A 15,145-nucleotide genomic window follows, 5' to 3' on the forward strand; every position below is an offset into this window, starting at 1 on the left:
GGGACAATGCCAATGCGGCCAGACGATAAGGTGAGCAGCGGTTTCGGCATGCATGTCCTGATTGGGAGAACATTCGGTGATTTCCACGGCCCAGGTACGGCGGATCGGCTTCGGAGCGTCCGGCGTGCTATCCGTGCTCGCAGCAGTGTTCGCTGCGATCGGCAACGCCCGCGTCGCGCTTACGCTTCTGAGTTTGGCCGTCGCGGCATTCGTCGTCGCGCTGTGGACATCCACCCGCACCGTGATCAACCGCCTGGTCGTGTTCGAGCGGCACGTCTCTCGTTCGCTCACCGGTGCAGGTGGGCGCGGTTCGCGGCAGCCAGACCCGCAACGACTCCTCGATGCGTTGGAGCGGATCGGCACCCAACTGAACGACCTACCGATCGTCGCGCAGCAGTCGGTAGTAGCGACCGAGACGCTCGGCCGACTTTTGGAGGCGCGCGCGAGCGCGACTGAGGCTGCCGGCACCCGGCACCGCAGCGTGCTGCATCGTCTGGACCAAGTGGAGACCCAACTCCAGCAGGCGCCCGGACTGACTGTTGAGATGGCGCGTCTGGCCGAGCGACTCGGCGTGGGGCCGGGGAGCCTGCCCCTGCCGGGCGGATGGGCGCTGACCGGGCAGACCCTGCTTGCGCTCGTGGACGAAGTGCTCAGCTCGACGCGCGAGAACATCGTCGAGTGTGGCTGCGGGACGTCTACGGTATGGATTGCACTGGCGCTCCGGCACCGCGGTACCGGACACGTCTTCGCGTTAGAGCACGAGGTGAGGTTCGCCGGGCTGGCGCGCGATCAGCTCCGGGCGCACGGACTCGAACAGTGGGCGACCGTCATCGATGCACCGCTAGCGGACACGGTGATCGAGGGCGAGAGTGTCCAGTGGTACGACCTCGCCGCCCTGGACCTACTGCCTGACCGCATCGATCTGCTCTTCGTTGACGGGCCACCCGGTGACACCGGACGATTGGCTCGCCGGCCCGCGTATGTGCTGTTGCAGTCGCGCCTCTATGACGACTCGGTCGTAGTGCTGGATGACACGAATCGTCCGGCGGAAAAGGAGATCTCCGAAGACTGGCTGAGCCGTTCAACGCCTCATGGGCACCTCATCGAGCGCGCCAAGATCGGCCGATCGACGTTCTACGACATGCGGGCGCCCGCCCAGGAGTCGTGATCGGTGTGGACAACACGATCCGCGATGCTCCGGAGGACATCCAAGCGAGACGCCTTATCACCCTCGGATTATTCGATCGCGTGTTCTATCAAGCGCAGTGCCGCGTAGAGTTCGACAGCGACCTCGCTGCGGCCCGACACGCGATTCGCTGGGGCGCGAAGCGCGGCTGGGCGTTCCATCCCCTCGTCGAGCCGGATTACCTGCCGATCGGTTGGACGACGGCATGGAAGGAACGCGGCAATTTCAGACGCTTGCTCGAGCGGTTGATCAACACCGCGGAGCCGCGCGATCTGAGTCCGCTGTTCTCGCCACGACGATGGCTCGAGCTACACCCGGACGCCGGCACGCATCCGGCTGGAGCATTGGGCCACTTCCTAGAGACGGCGCGGCCGGACACTGTCCTTCCCACTCCAGAGGACTTTCTCGGTGCACCGCCCAGCTGGGGTCGCGTGCGCGAGGAGGCGCTGCGGCGTGCTGACGAGTACGGCCATCAACTCGCACGCGTCCGCAAACGCACGATCGACGTGTGGAACGCGCGGGACCATGCCGACTGGTTGCGGCGGTGGGCAGCAGCTCCGGTACCTCGATTCGCCGACCGTCCTGCCGTCTCTGTGGTTATGCCTGTCAAGGATCGTCCGCAGATCGTCGTAGATGCCATCGCGTCCATCCAGGCGCAAACGCACCGGGACTGGGAACTGCTGGTTGTCGACGATGGCTCCACGGACCACACCCCGCAGGTGCTGCACGAGCTAGCCGGACAGGACCCGCGCATCCGGGTGTTCGAGCTGCCCGTGTCCGGTGGAGCGGCCGCCGCCCGCAACGTAGGCATCCGCCAGGCCCGAGGGATATACACCACGTTCCTCGACTCGGACAACGTGTGGGAACCGGTATTCCTGCAGCTCTCGCTCGCCGCTATGCATGGACAGGGCTTACGCGTGGCCCATGCTGTCGCCGAGGTGACGGTGGGCGGCCCTGCGACCTACCTCGCGTTCCAGGGCGACTACGACGATCTCATAATCAAGAATCACGTCCCGCTGATCGTCCTGGTCGCGGAGACGCAGTTGCTGCGCGAGGTCGGCGGCTTGGACGAATCGTTCCGGCGCTGGATGGACCATGATCTGGTGTTGCGGTTGTCCCGTAGGACACCGATCACTTTGCTTCCATTTATCGGGGCACGCTACGACAGCGTCGAGGGCTCGGCAGATCGCATCACCCGAACCGAGTCGGACAACTGGGAATTTGCGGCGCTCGGCAAGAACCTCGTCGACTGGCAGGCGGAAGAGGAACGCCTCGGCGAGCGGGTTCGAGGTCGCACCTCCATCCTGATGCCGACATTCCGTGACTTCACGATGACGAGGCGCGCTGTGCTGGCCGTGCTGGCACAGGCCGATGCTGCGCAGGCGAACGTCGAGGTGGTGGTCATCGACAACGGGTCGCAGCGGTCGGTTTCCGCATTGCTCTGGGCCACATTCGCGGGCGATGCTCGAGTAGTCGTGCGACGGCTTGCGCGCAACTACAACTTTGCCGGCGGCTGCAATGCAGCCTTCGCCTACTCAACCGGCGCGCGCGTCGTCTTCCTGAACAACGACACCGTGGTGCGGGCGGACTGGCTCGAGCCCTTGGTTGCTCCCTTGGCCGATCCGGATGTACTCGGTACGCAGCCGTTGCTGCTCTTCCCCGACGACACCGTCCAGTCGGCGGGAACGGTCTTCCTTGCGGACGAGCGGGTGGCAAGTCCGTTCCTCCCAGGTCATCCTGCCGAGGACGCCCGCCGCGACTCAGGGGGCGGGTTCGAGGCGGTCACCGCGGCTGCGCTCGCGATGCGGGCGGAGGACGTGATCGCGCTGCACGGCTTCGACTGCTTGTACGCCAACGGAATGGAGGACGTCGACCTGTGCCTTCGCGCACGGGAGCGGAACCCGCGGGGGTTCTTCAGCGTGATCCACGACTCGGTGGTTACCCACTACGAAAGCCGCACACCAGGCCGCGGCACGTACATCGCTGAGAACCGCCGCATCTTCCTGGACCGCTGGCGGGGTAGGTTGCCCGCCGGCACGGACGGCAGAGATCGCTACCTGGCAGTCGGCTTTGAGGTAGCGGCAGTGCAGGGCGACGGATCGCCTTACCCGGCGCCGCGAGCTGTGCTGAGCCGGCCGGGCTCGGCACTGGAGAGGGCGACGGCGCAACGGGTTCCACAACGGCTGCGCTGGTCGATCAACATCAGCTCGGTCCCCGGACCTGGCGGGGACCGCTGGGGCGATAGTCATTTCGCCGCGGCGCTCACGGGCGCCCTAGGCGCGCTGCAGCAGGAACCGGTGGTTTTCCGGCACGGGGCGCATGACAGTTCGGTTGCACACTTGTCGGACGTGGTGCTGACACTGCGCGGCTTGACCCCGGCCCACCCGCAGCCGGGCGCAGTAAACGTGCTCTGGGTGATCAGCCACCCGGACCTTGTGGACGTGCGGGAGGTGCAGCAGTTCGACATCGTGGCGTCGGCGTCTCCTGCGTGGGCCGAGGCGATGAGCCGCACATCCGGGCGGCCCGTGCACGTCGTCTACCAGGCAACTGACCCGAGCCTGTTCGCACCGCGCTTCGTGCGAGACGACGGCCACTCCGTGCTGTTTGTCGGTGGGACGCGCGGCCAGGAGTCACGGCAGATCGTGAGCGACGCGCTGGAAGCACAGGTCGAGCTGGCGGTGTATGGGCCGGGTTGGGCCGGGCGGTTGCCCGACGGGGTGCTGCAGGCGGCGTACCTGGAGAACGTCGACCTCAGCAACGCCTATGGGTCGGCCGGCGTCGTGCTCAACGATCATTGGCCGGATATGGCCGCCAACGGGTTCTTGAACAACCGGCTCTTTGACGCGGTTGCGTCGGGCGCTCGAGTGATCAGCGACCGGGTGGACGGGATCGAGGAGCTGTTCAGAGGTTCGGTTCGTACGTATGCCACGGTCGAGGAGCTGGCATATCTGTGCAGCGGTGCAGGGCGGCTGAGCTTCGCCCCCGCCGCCGAGCGGATTGAGGTCGCCGAGCGCATACGTGCGGAGCACTCCTTCGCTGCCCGGGCCGAACAGTTGCTGATGCTGGTTCAGGATGCGTTACGCGAGCGTGCGAGGGGTTGAGGGTGCACGCTCATAGGCGGTGTGCCTTCGGATCCCGAGCCACTCCTCGGGTGTCGAAGAAGTGGCGGGACATCGCTACGAGTGCAGCTATGTCATATACGGAATGGTTCTGCACAAGGATCACCAGGTCGGCCTCGGCGACCGCGCCGGGCAAACTCTCGTCGGGCACGCGCTCGGCCGCAACCTTCCAATCGAAGATGTGCGGGTCGTGATAGGACAGCGTGGCGCCGAGCGCCGCGAGTTGCCGTCCGAGCGGCACCGCTGGGGACTCGCGCTCGTCTGCAATGTCGGCCTTGTAGGTCACTCCCAGCAGCAGTACCGACGCGCCCTTGGTGGCCTTGCCTGCGTCATTCAGGATTCGCTGGGCGCGGCCGGCGACGTAAGCCGGCATTGTCGCGTTGATCTCCTGCGCCAACTCGACGAACCGGAAGGGATACCCGAGTTGAGATCGGATGCGATGCGAGAGGTAGTTGGGGTCGATCGGAATGCAGTGCCCGCCAACACCAGGGCCGGGATAGAACGGCTGGAAGCCGAACGGCTTGGACGACGCCATTTCGATGACGTTCCACAGGTCGATTCCGAGTTCGTGGCAGAACCTGGCCATCTCGTTGACCAAGGCGATGTTGATGTGCCGATACGTGTTCTCCAGCAGCTTTGCCGTCTCGGCCTCGCGCGTGCCTTTGGCCCGAACTATGCGGTCCACGAAGCGCTCGTAGAACTGCGCTGCGCGATCGCCGCAGGCGGACGTCAGTCCGCCGACGACCTTCGGCGTGTTGGTCATTCCCCAGTGAGGGTTGCCGGGATCGATTCGCTCGGGCGAGAACGCGAGGGCAAAATCCTCGCCGGCACGGAGCCCGGACAGCTCCTCAAGCGTCGGCGCGACCACTTCCTCGGTCGTGCCTGGATATGTCGTCGACTCGAGGATCACGAGCATGCCCGCTCGTAGGTTGCGGCCCACCGCCGCTACCGCCGCGCGTACTGCACCGAGATCCGGGCCGCCGTCTTTGGACAGTGGGGTCGGCACGCAGATTACGGCGACCTCACTGGCTGCGATGACGGCTTCGTCCGTGCCGGGTGAGAAACCTCGCGCCAGCATCTGACGAACGGTTTCGTCCGAGAGGTCGTCGACATGCGAACGACCCGCGGCGAGCCCAGCGACAATGGCCGGATCCACGTCAAGTCCGGCGATCCGCAAGCCTCGTCCGCTCGCGGCCTCAGCAAGTGGCAGTCCGACATAACCAAGGCCGATGACTACCGCATCAAAGCTCATGCATCTCCTCCTCAAAGGTGCCCGGCAAACGTACTCTGCACAGACACATCGACTGACAGCCAGCCACCCCGCAGCGAAGCCGCCGGGTGCCGCCCTGGCCGCCCGCAAGACTTCCGCGCGTGCCCCGATCGAGCGTTCAGCAGCGCCATTCGTGGAGCGCGATGCTGGCTGGAGCTACTGTGCGGGTGATGGTGTCGGGGCGGCCTGATCGCTCGGGCGCTGACACGTGGGCCGATGCAGTGATCCCGCTCGCGGCGGGACTCGCTCCACGTCGAACGTACGCTGATGGTGCGCTGGCCTGAGGCGGAGCGCCCGACCAACTCTGGCAGGCGGGGCCACGGTCGGGATGGGGCCCGCGCGACTCGTGTTGAATCATGTCCGTGGACAAGGTCGTATCGGGACTGTCGAACGCGGTCGGCTCGGACTGCGTCGGACGATCTGACCTTGCGCGATTATGGCGACGCGCGAGAGCCACGGACTGGGGCGACACTCGTCCGCTCCGCGCATTTTTCGAGTTGACGGCGCAGGTGGTGTGCCGCAACCCGGCTGGGAAGATTCTCATTGCCGGCGGACCGCAGGCCGACACGCTCCTTGGCGTCGTCAGCGAAACCTGGCCCGGGCGGACCGTGCACGCTGTTCGCCTCGGCGACGATGAGTCGATGGCGCACGCGCTACTGAGCGCCACGGGCCCGTTCGACGTGGTACTCCAAACAGCGGATATGGATGCGCAGCAGCAGGTGGATCTCTTCCACCGGCTCTTCATGCACCTTGGGCTGGGCGGCGCCTACCTCACGCCACGCGTGATCCCCGCCGCACCCGATGACACCCGATCCGGCCCGGTCGGGCCGGTTCTCGTCCCGAACGAGGATCTGCCCCCCGGAGTACCGTTCCGCGACCTGTGGACCCTCGTCTCCGCCGCGCAGTCCGCGCGCATGAGGGACTTCTCGACCGAGGCGCAGGACGAGCCGACTTACCGTGACGTCCGTGGGCTCGGTCGGCACCTCGCCGAGGTGCACGTCGAGAGCAAGATGATGTTGATCACCAACGGCTTTCGGACGCAGTCGAAGCTCACCGAAGCCGAGACTGATGAGGTCCTGTGCCGGCTGCCCGGGATCGGCCGCGAGATCGCGTCACGTCCCGCCGCGTCCCTCATTGCAAACGGATCCTTTGCGCACAACCTCGGCAGCGACCCGTATTTCCGGACTGTCATGACCTCGCCCAAGATCGCGCTTCGGCTGTACGAGCAGCCGATCTGTTCGCGCGGCCAGGTTGTGACGCGCGGCGACTTCCTGTTTCCTGACTCGTTCCGCCATCACATGTCGCCGCGACTTACGAACATCTACGTGGAGGAGTCGGCCCCGCGGTTCGGCTACGTCCGTCGCGACGTCTCGATGCCCGACGAGCTGCCCGGGTCCTGGTACCACCTGGACTCGGAATGGCCGGACGAGTTCGGTCACTTCACGACCGAGGTCGTCGGTCGCCTCTGGGGGTGGGACGAAGCGCGCCGGCACGATCCGGGAATCAAGGTGCTGACCACGTTCAAGCACGATCGCGAACCGAAGCAGCTCACGTCATACGCACGCGAGATCTTTGCCGCTATGGGGATCGAGCCCGACGACGTGGTTGCGTTCGAGCGCCCTTGTCGTCCCGAGCGTCTTTACTCGGCTACCTCGATGTTCTCGAGTTACGACTACGTACATCCGGACATCAGCCAGATCTGGGATCGGTTGGCCGCCGCGTTGACGCACGGGATCGCCCCGGAAGCTGGAGCATCCCGCCGGGTCTTCTGCACCCGGCCGCGCGAGCTCAAGCGACTGTGCCGGAACTCCGCCGAGGTCGAGGAGCTGTTCGTCAAGTACGGGTTCGACGTCGTTGCACCGGAGACCATGTCGTTCGCGGACCAGATCCAAGTGTTTCGCAGCGCGGAGATCATCGGTGGCTTCGCGGGCAGCGCACTGTTCCAGCTCGCGTTCTGCGACCAGCCGAAAACGGTCTTCACGATCGGGCCGGACACGTACACCGCTCGCAACGAGCACATGATCGCAGCGATCCGCGGCCATCACATCATTTCAACCTGGTGCCGGGCCGAGCTGCCGCACCCGGTCGGCTCATGGAGCAAAGCGGCGTTCGGGTCCGCGTACACGTTTGACTTCGAACGCGACGGCCGATTCCTACGGGAACGTCTCGACCGTGCGCTGTCTGAGCTGGGTTGAACTGGCGCATCAGCAATCGGATGCGCTCACCGCTCCCAACGCTTGTACGCGTGCGGCCGCACTGTTTCCTTGTAGGACAACCATGGTGCGTAGCGGTCGCGAACGAAGCTATCGGGCCAACGGCGCTCCAGGAACTCGATCTCGAAATCTCGCGCCTTGGATTGCACCCGAGACTTCGACTCGAAGTGCTTCACGACGCAATCGGCAATCCAGAGGACACGCCGTCCGACGTGACGGACCTTCAGGGAGAGATCGACGTCGTTGAAATTGACCGGGACGATCTCGCTCAAGCCGCCGATCTGCTCGTAAACGTCCCGCCTGAGCGCGGCGCAGGCAGCTGTGACACCCGAGCATTCTCGGTTGATGATCAGGTCGCCGAACAGGCCGGTGCCGTCCGGCCACCAGCGGTAGGCGTGTAGCGGGTGGGGCGGGCGAGACCCTGACGCATAGAGATGGCCGCCGTGCTGGATCGACCCGTCCTCATACAGCAGCTTCGCCCCGGTCAGACCGACGTCTGCCTCCTCGAGCGGGGCCACCAGCGCCTCGAGCCAGTCGTCGGAGACGACCTCGGTGTCGTCGTTGAGCAGCACAACGAAGTCCCCCTGCGACTTCAAGAAACCGAGGTTGCACTTCTCGCTGAAATTGAACGGCTTGTCGTATTCGAGTGTGACGAGTCGGTTACCGCCGATGTCGTGGAGTTCGCTGATCGTGTCCGCGGGCGTAGCCATGTCATGAACGACGATGACCTCGACGCGTTGATGGTGCGTTCTCGCCAGCGCGCTTCGCACTGCCTCGATCACGAAGGTGCGCGGCGCACCTTCGACGGTCCCGACCTGGCCCGCCGTCGGGATGACGATGCTGATGAGCCGACTCGGATCCAGCCGTCGGACGATGCGCCCGAAGCGCGGATCGGAGCCGGCCTCCGCCGTGGCGGCTACGCCGAGACGGTCAAGGTGGTCCTGGACCGCGCGTCGCGCGGCCGCTTCGGGTTCGGCTTGCCGGTCCGCCGCGCGACGGAACTGCGCCGTCGGTACGTGGACTATCTGACCGGCACGCTCACTGATGCGCAGCAGCAGGTCGTAATCGGCTGCCTCGCCGAAGCCGACGCGGTGCCCGCCGGCGTCCTGGACGAGGGCGGTTCGCAGCGCGACGGCCGGGCCGATGTAGTTGTAATGGCGCAGCCGTTCGGGTGACCAGTCCGGCTTGCGGATTACCTCCGCTCTCGAGGTTGGTCCGGCATCGGGGCCGACGGTCTCGTCCAGATAGAGCACGTCGACGCCGTCCGTCGCTGCGCGGACGAGCCGCCGCAACGCATCTGGGTCCAGCGAATCACCGGGGTGCAAGATCAACAAGAAGTCGCCCGCCGCGGCGGCAACGGCACGATTGACCGCGGTCGTGTGATCACCGGTGGTGTCGAACATCCGAATGCGCGCGGCGACGGCAGGATCGGACTCGCCGACCGACCCGATCAGCAGCAACTCCCAGTCCTCGAAGGTCTGGCCGAACACCGAAGCGATGGTGTCGGGGTGGGCGCCGGAAAGGAGGATCGAAAAGCGGGGACGCGGGTGGATCACCGCCGTAGACGCCTACGGACGAGGGCTGCGGGCAGGAGCACGGCGTGCCCCACTCGCCACGTCGTCGACCTATGGACTGCCTGGAGCTGCTTGGCCAATCGATCGCGCTCGGCCTGGCAGGCCTCGAGCCGCTTGGTAAGACCGGCCACCTCGGCTTCTGCCCCCACAGCGCGGTCAGTCATGCGCAGCAGATCATGGCGCAGCCGGGTCATCTCGGGTATCGCCTGACGGGGCATCATGTAGATCGCACCCGCGCCTCATTGACGGGCGCGTCGCGAAACGCTGACACGTGATCGAGCCAGTTCATGCTCGCCCTTCACATCCGCAGTAGGCCGTACGTACACAGCCTAGATTGCCCACCATGCCTGACCCCTGCTCGGGGAGTGGCGGACGGGGCAGCGCCGCGCGGGTTCCATACGATGCCTTGGAATCTGACTGCCGCCGAGCTGAGAGCGGCAATCCACCCGAGTCCCCCAGATGCGACAGCACGCTAGAATTGGGCGACGCACGAGCTGTGAATCTGGAGAGGCAGGAACGGGCAGTTGCCGCAGGAGGATTTACCCGGTTCGCCGGGCAAACGCCCACGGTTAAGCATCATCGCGGCGGTCTACAACGTCGCTCCGTACCTGGATGAGTTCATCGCCTCGATAGAAGGCCAATCCTTCGGCCTGGATCGCGTCGAGGTCATCGCCGTAGACGACGGGTCCACCGACGACTCGCTTCGCGTACTGAAAGACTGGGAGCAGCGCCGGCCCGAACTCGTCCGGGTTCTGACGAAGGAGAACGGAGGCCAGGGTTCAGCCCGCAATCTGGGCCTGGACCACGCGCGCGGCGAGTGGATCACCATGCCCGACCCTGACGATGTCCTGGCCCATGATTACCTCGCCGTTGTCGATACCCTGATCGATGCCAACGAGCATGTGGCGATGGTCGGCACGAACCGGATCTTCTTCAGCAGCAGCGTCGACCAACTGTCGGACTCTCACCCGCTGCGCCGCATGTTCGCGCCCGGTGATCATGTGGTTGACCTGGCTAGATTCCCGGCCTACTTCCACGGCAGTGCGCCAGCGGCGTTCTTTCGTACCGAGTTGATCGAGCGGCACAATCTCCGCTTCGACACCCGCATCCGGCCCAACTTCGAAGACGGGCACTTCTGTTCGCGGTACCTGCTGGTGGCGGACAACTGGCTGGTGGGTTTCGCCGGCAACGCGAAGTACCTATATCGCAAGCGCGTGGAGGGGACCTCGACGCTGCAGCGCGGCCTGAGCGACCCACGCAGATTCACCGACGTGCCCAGGTACGGGTACCTGGACCTGCTGGACCGTGGCGCCACGTGTGAGGGCGGGGCGCCCGAGTGGCTGCAGAACTTCATCCTCTACGAGCTCTCGCACTACTTCATCTCCGATCTGAAGATCTCGTCGAATACCGCGGCTCGCGGGGCGGTCGGCCAAGAGTTCGTTCGACTGCTGGGCGAGATCGCCAAGCGTCTTGATCCGGAGGTGATCAACAGCTACCGGATATCGCGGTTCGACCGCGTCTGGCGCGACATCCTGCTGCACGGGCTCAAGGCAGAGTCGTGGGTGACGCCGTACGCGGTGGCAGACAAGCGCGACCTGCACCGCCAACTCGTGCGCGTCGCCTACCGATTTGTCGGTGGCCGGCCGAGCGAGAGGGTGTTCTTCCGCGGCGAGCAGGTCGAGGACCTGACCGGCAAGGTACGGACCCACGAGTACTTCGGCCAGGTCTTGCTGCGCGAACGCATCGCCTGGCTGCCGTACAACGGCACGCTGCGGTTGGTCGTGAACGGCCGACCGCTTCGCCTGGAACCGACCTGGGAACCGCCCCACGTGACAACACTTCGGCCGCGACAGCTCGATCGGTGGTTCAGCGCCCAGCCGTCCGAGACCGATCGAAGCCGCCGGCTATCGGCTCGCGACCGCGCGACGCTGGCCATGTCCCGACTGGTGCGATCGCGCGCCAAGTACCGCGACGCATGGGTCTTGATGGACAGGATCCATGACGCCGATGACAACGCTGAGCGGCTGTTCCGTCACCTTCGCGACAACCGCCGAGAGATCAATGCGTGGTTCGCGCTGGAGCGCGGGACGCCGGACTGGACCCGCCTGGTGAAGGACGGTTACGCCGATCGCCTGGTGGCACACGGCAACCTGCGGTGGAAGCTGCTCATGCTCAACTGCGCCAATCTCATCTCTTCGCATGCTGATCGGCCGGTGCACCGCCCGCGCGCGATCGTCCGGATGCGCGAGCCGCAGTGGAGGTTCGTCTTCCTCCAACACGGCGTGATCAAGGACGACCTGTCGCGCTGGCTGAACCCCAAGGCGTTCGACCTGTTCGTCACCAGCACTCCGCAGGAACAAGAATCCATCGCCGGTGACGACACGCCGTACGACTACACCTCGCGGGAAGCGCAGATGACGGGGCTGCCGCGCTTCGACCGGCTGCGCGAGGTCGGCGCTCGCTTCGACGAGACGCAGCGCGACCTGATCCTGGTCTGCCCGACCTGGCGAGACTGGCTGAACCCGGCCCTTGCGGTCGGGTCGCAGCGCCGCGAGGTGCGCGACGACTTCGTCGACAGCGACTACGTACGCAACTGGCTCGCGTTCCTGCGTGACGACACGCTGCGAGAGCTTGCGCAGCACGCAGGGCTGCGGGTCGCCTTCATGCCGCACCCCAACATTCAACCTGCCCTGCCGCGACTCGACCTGCCCCCACACGTCGAAGCAGTACCGTTCGCCGGCAATGACGTGCAGGCCGTGATCGCGCAGTGTGCTGTCATGATCACCGACTACTCGTCGATGGCGTTCAACGCCGCGTATCTCGACCGGCCTGTCGTCTACTTCCAGTTCGATGCCGAACGCGCGCTGGAAGGCGGACACGTCGGCCGGCCGGGCTACTTCTCCTACCTGCGCGACGGTTTCGGTCCGGTGGCTCGGACCGCGACCGAAGCGGTGTCGGCGGTCGAACACACGCTCGCCGCTGGTAAGCGGCCGCTGCCGCTGTACCAGCAGCGGATCGATTCGACCTTCGTGGCTCGCGACGGCCGCTGCTGTGAGCGGACCACAGCAGCGATCGAAGCGTTGGCTCCGAGGCATTCTCCGGGTCCGTCCCGGCTGCACCGGTTGGTTCGCACGCGGGCAGCGCGCCGAATCCTGACGCCCGCCCGCCTACGTCGCATCAGGTCAGCGCTACGGTCCGGTCGTCGCGTTGTTGCGGGGGCTTGACGCAGTAGCGTCGTGCCGGTGGTGGTCCAGCCCGCGGGCAACGCGCACGAGGTCGAGCTGCGCCGTCTGCTGGAGAGCGTCGCCTACTGTGCGCTGCAGTGGTACGGCGCGACGTACCTGGTGATCGATCGGACCGATGACCCGGAATCAGCCGATATCCGCGCGTACTTCGGTAGCGGACGGCTGGTCGACCTGTGGGAGCTCAACCCGCTTCTCTGGGACGACGCGCACTGGGCGGCCGTGCGCGTCGTCGCCGCGGGCACCGCCGAACTCGTCCTGCCGGCACTTCACCGCAACTAGCACGCCCGGCGGGTCCGGTTCGGCTGGGTGAACTCTCCGGCGCGTTGCGACCGGTCGTGGGCTGCGTTATTGTTCCGCATGGACTAATCGGTGAGGACTAATCCATAAGGGGCATGCGATGTCGGTGACGCCGCTGGCGATCTCGGTGCTGGCGCTGCTCAACGAACGTCCGATGCACCCCTACGAGATGGTCCAGACACTGCTCGAGCGGCACCAGGACCGCATCGTCAAGGTCCGGCCCGGCTCGCTGTACCACACGGTCGAGCGGCTCGCGGCCGGCGAACTGGTGCAGGCGACCCGCACCGAACGCGCGGGCAACCGCCCGGAACGGACCACGTACACGATCACCCCGGCCGGGCAGCAGGCGCTGACCCGCCGGCTGTCCGAACTCATCGGCAGCCCGGTGAACGAGTACCCGGCCTTCCCCGTCGCGCTCGGCGAGGCCCACAACATCGACCGTGTCGAGGTACTCGAGCTGCTGACCTCGCGTGCCACGCAACTGCAGCAGTTGATCGACGAGGTCGAAGCGCTGATCGCGTCCGCCCGCAGTCGCGAGGTGCCCGAGGCCTACTGGATCACCGCCGACTACGTGCGCGCGATGCACACCACCGAGCGTGACTGGCTCGCGCACCTCATCGACCGAATCGAGAGCAAGGACCTGTCATGGCCGACCAACTGATCCTCGATGAGAACCCGAACCCGTGGCCGGCGCTCTGGGCGCTCGTCCTCGGCTTCTTCATGATCCTGGTCGACACGACGATCGTGTTCGTCGCGGTGCGCGCGATCATGGAGGGGCTGCACACCGACGTGAACGGGGTGCTCTGGGTGACCAGCGCGTACCTGCTCGCGTACGCGGTGCCGCTGCTGATCACCGGACGGCTCGGTGACCGGTACGGCCCGAAGAACCTGTACCTGATCGGGCTGGTGCTGTTCACGGCAAGTTCGGCGTGGTGCGGGTTCACCGGCTCGATCGGCATGCTCGTCACCGCGCGCGTGTTCCAGGGCCTGGGCGCCTCGCTGATGACACCGCAGACGATGGCGGTGATCACCCGCACCTTCCCGTCCAACCGGCGTGGCCAGGCGATGGCGTTGTGGGGAGCGGTCGCCGGCGTGGCCACGCTCGTCGGGCCCATCCTCGGCGGCGTCCTGGTCGACGGGCTCGGCTGGGAGTGGATCTTCTTCATCAACGTTCCGGTCGGCGTCATCGCGATGGTGCTGGCGTGGCGGCTCGTCCCCGCGCTGGACACCCATCCGCATCGCTTCGACTGGATCGGCGTGGGGCTGAGCGCGGCCGGCATGTTCCTGCTGGTGTTCGGCATCCAGGAGGGGCAGAGCTACAACTGGTCGCTCGGGATCTGGCTGCTGATCGCGGCCGGGCTGGTGGTGCTGGCCGGCTTCGTCTACTGGCAGCGGCACAACAGCGGCGAGCCGCTCGTGCCGCTCGCCCTGTTCCGCGACCGCAACTTCTCGCTGTCGAACATCGCGATCTCGGCGGTCGGCTTCGCCGTCACCTCGATGGCGGTGCCGATCATGCTGTACGCGCAGGCTGTCGAGGGCCTCAGCGCCACTCGATCGGCCCTGCTGCTGGTGCCGATGGCGGTGTTCTCCGGTGGGTTCGCCCCGATCTTCGGACGGCTGTCCGACCGGGTGCACCCGCGCTACCTGGCCGGGATCGGGCTGACGCTCCTGCCGATCTCGCTGGTGTGGCTCGCGGCCGAGTTCGAGCCGGCCGCCGCGATCTGGACCTTGCTGCTGCCCATCGCCTTGCTGGGCCTGGCGAACGCCTTCATCTGGGCACCGGTCAGTTCGACCGCGACGCGCAACCTGCCGATGCAGCAGGCGGGTGCGGGCGCCGGAATCTTCAACACCACCAGGCAGGTCGGAGCCGTGCTCGGCAGCGCGGCGATCGCGGTGCTGATGCAGTCCCGGATCGCGGCCGAACTGCCCGCCACGGCGGGGTCGTCCGTCAGCGCCGAGGGCGGCGGGACGCTCCCGCGGATCCTGCACGCGGGGTTCAGCACCGCGATGGCGCAATCGCTCTTGCTGCCGGCCGCGGTCGTGCTGATCGGCCTGGTCGCGGTGCTCTGCTACGCCGCTCCGAAGCACCTGCGCAGTGCCCCGACGGCGACCGACGAACCTGCTCCGGTGCCTGCCTGACCCGGTGACTGCCGTGGTGTGAGCGGCCGCACGTCCCGTCCCGATGCGGTACTCGCTAGGGTTCAGCTACGCCGGATTCGTCCGGAGCCAGCCCCTCGCCGT

At 66.2% G+C, this 15,145-nt stretch carries 10 protein-coding genes; 8 read left to right on the forward strand and 2 right to left on the reverse strand.

Annotated features, from left to right (window positions below; genetic code table 11):
* Positions 1-76 precede the first annotated feature (76 nt).
* Together M6B22_RS15950 and M6B22_RS15955 are read left to right on the forward strand one after the other, a co-directional pair.
* A complete protein-coding gene (locus M6B22_RS15950; protein ID WP_269442554.1) occupies positions 77-1,168 on the forward strand; it encodes a class I SAM-dependent methyltransferase in 1,092 nt (363 codons plus the stop codon).
* A gap of 5 nt (positions 1,169-1,173) precedes the next feature.
* Entirely contained in the window at positions 1,174-4,287 is a 3,114-nt protein-coding gene (locus M6B22_RS15955; protein ID WP_269442555.1) for a glycosyltransferase, read from the forward strand.
* A 10-nt stretch (positions 4,288-4,297) separates the two neighbouring features.
* Here M6B22_RS15955 and M6B22_RS15960 read toward each other — a convergent pair whose 3' ends face one another.
* Complete coding sequence (locus M6B22_RS15960) at positions 4,298-5,557, reverse strand: nucleotide sugar dehydrogenase (RefSeq protein WP_269442556.1); 1,260 nt, start codon at positions 5,555-5,557, stop codon at positions 4,298-4,300.
* Positions 5,558-5,937: 380 nt separating this feature from the next.
* Between M6B22_RS15960 and M6B22_RS15965 the strand changes: the two genes are divergently transcribed.
* A complete protein-coding gene (locus tag M6B22_RS15965; protein WP_269442557.1) occupies positions 5,938-7,770 on the forward strand; it encodes a glycosyltransferase 61 family protein in 1,833 nt (610 codons plus the stop codon).
* 26 nt (positions 7,771-7,796) lie between these two features.
* Here the strand turns inward: M6B22_RS15965 and M6B22_RS15970 are convergent, their stop codons facing one another.
* The gene (locus M6B22_RS15970) at positions 7,797-9,344 is read right to left on the reverse strand and encodes a glycosyltransferase family 2 protein (protein ID WP_269442558.1); all 1,548 of its coding nucleotides are present in this window, start codon (positions 9,342-9,344) and stop codon (positions 7,797-7,799) included.
* A gap of 71 nt (positions 9,345-9,415) precedes the next feature.
* Here M6B22_RS15970 and M6B22_RS15975 point away from each other — a divergent pair, with 71 nt between their 5' ends.
* From M6B22_RS15975 to M6B22_RS15995, 5 genes are all read left to right on the forward strand, one after another.
* On the forward strand, positions 9,416-9,637 hold the full coding sequence (locus tag M6B22_RS15975; protein ID WP_269442559.1) for a hypothetical protein: 222 nt from the start codon (positions 9,416-9,418) through the stop codon (positions 9,635-9,637).
* A gap of 249 nt (positions 9,638-9,886) precedes the next feature.
* Positions 9,887-12,586 carry a bifunctional glycosyltransferase/CDP-glycerol:glycerophosphate glycerophosphotransferase gene (locus M6B22_RS15980; RefSeq protein WP_269442560.1) on the forward strand — a complete coding sequence of 900 codons (2,700 nt, stop codon included), beginning with the start codon at positions 9,887-9,889 and terminating at the stop codon, positions 12,584-12,586.
* An 18-nt stretch (positions 12,587-12,604) separates the two neighbouring features.
* On the forward strand, positions 12,605-12,886 hold the full coding sequence (locus tag M6B22_RS15985) for a hypothetical protein (RefSeq protein ID WP_269442561.1): 282 nt from the start codon (positions 12,605-12,607) through the stop codon (positions 12,884-12,886).
* 118 nt (positions 12,887-13,004) lie between these two features.
* A complete protein-coding gene (locus M6B22_RS15990) occupies positions 13,005-13,565 on the forward strand; it encodes a PadR family transcriptional regulator (protein WP_269442562.1) in 561 nt (186 codons plus the stop codon).
* Positions 13,550-15,043 (forward strand): DHA2 family efflux MFS transporter permease subunit, encoded by a 1,494-nt coding sequence (locus M6B22_RS15995; protein WP_269442563.1) that lies wholly within the window; start codon positions 13,550-13,552, stop codon positions 15,041-15,043. The genes M6B22_RS15990 and M6B22_RS15995 overlap by 16 nt, the downstream gene beginning before the upstream one ends.
* Positions 15,044-15,145: the final 102 nt, after the last annotated feature.

Source organism: Jatrophihabitans cynanchi (assembly GCF_027247405.1).
In the GTDB taxonomy this organism is placed as follows: Bacteria; Actinomycetota; Actinomycetes; order Mycobacteriales; family Jatrophihabitantaceae; genus Jatrophihabitans_B; species Jatrophihabitans_B cynanchi.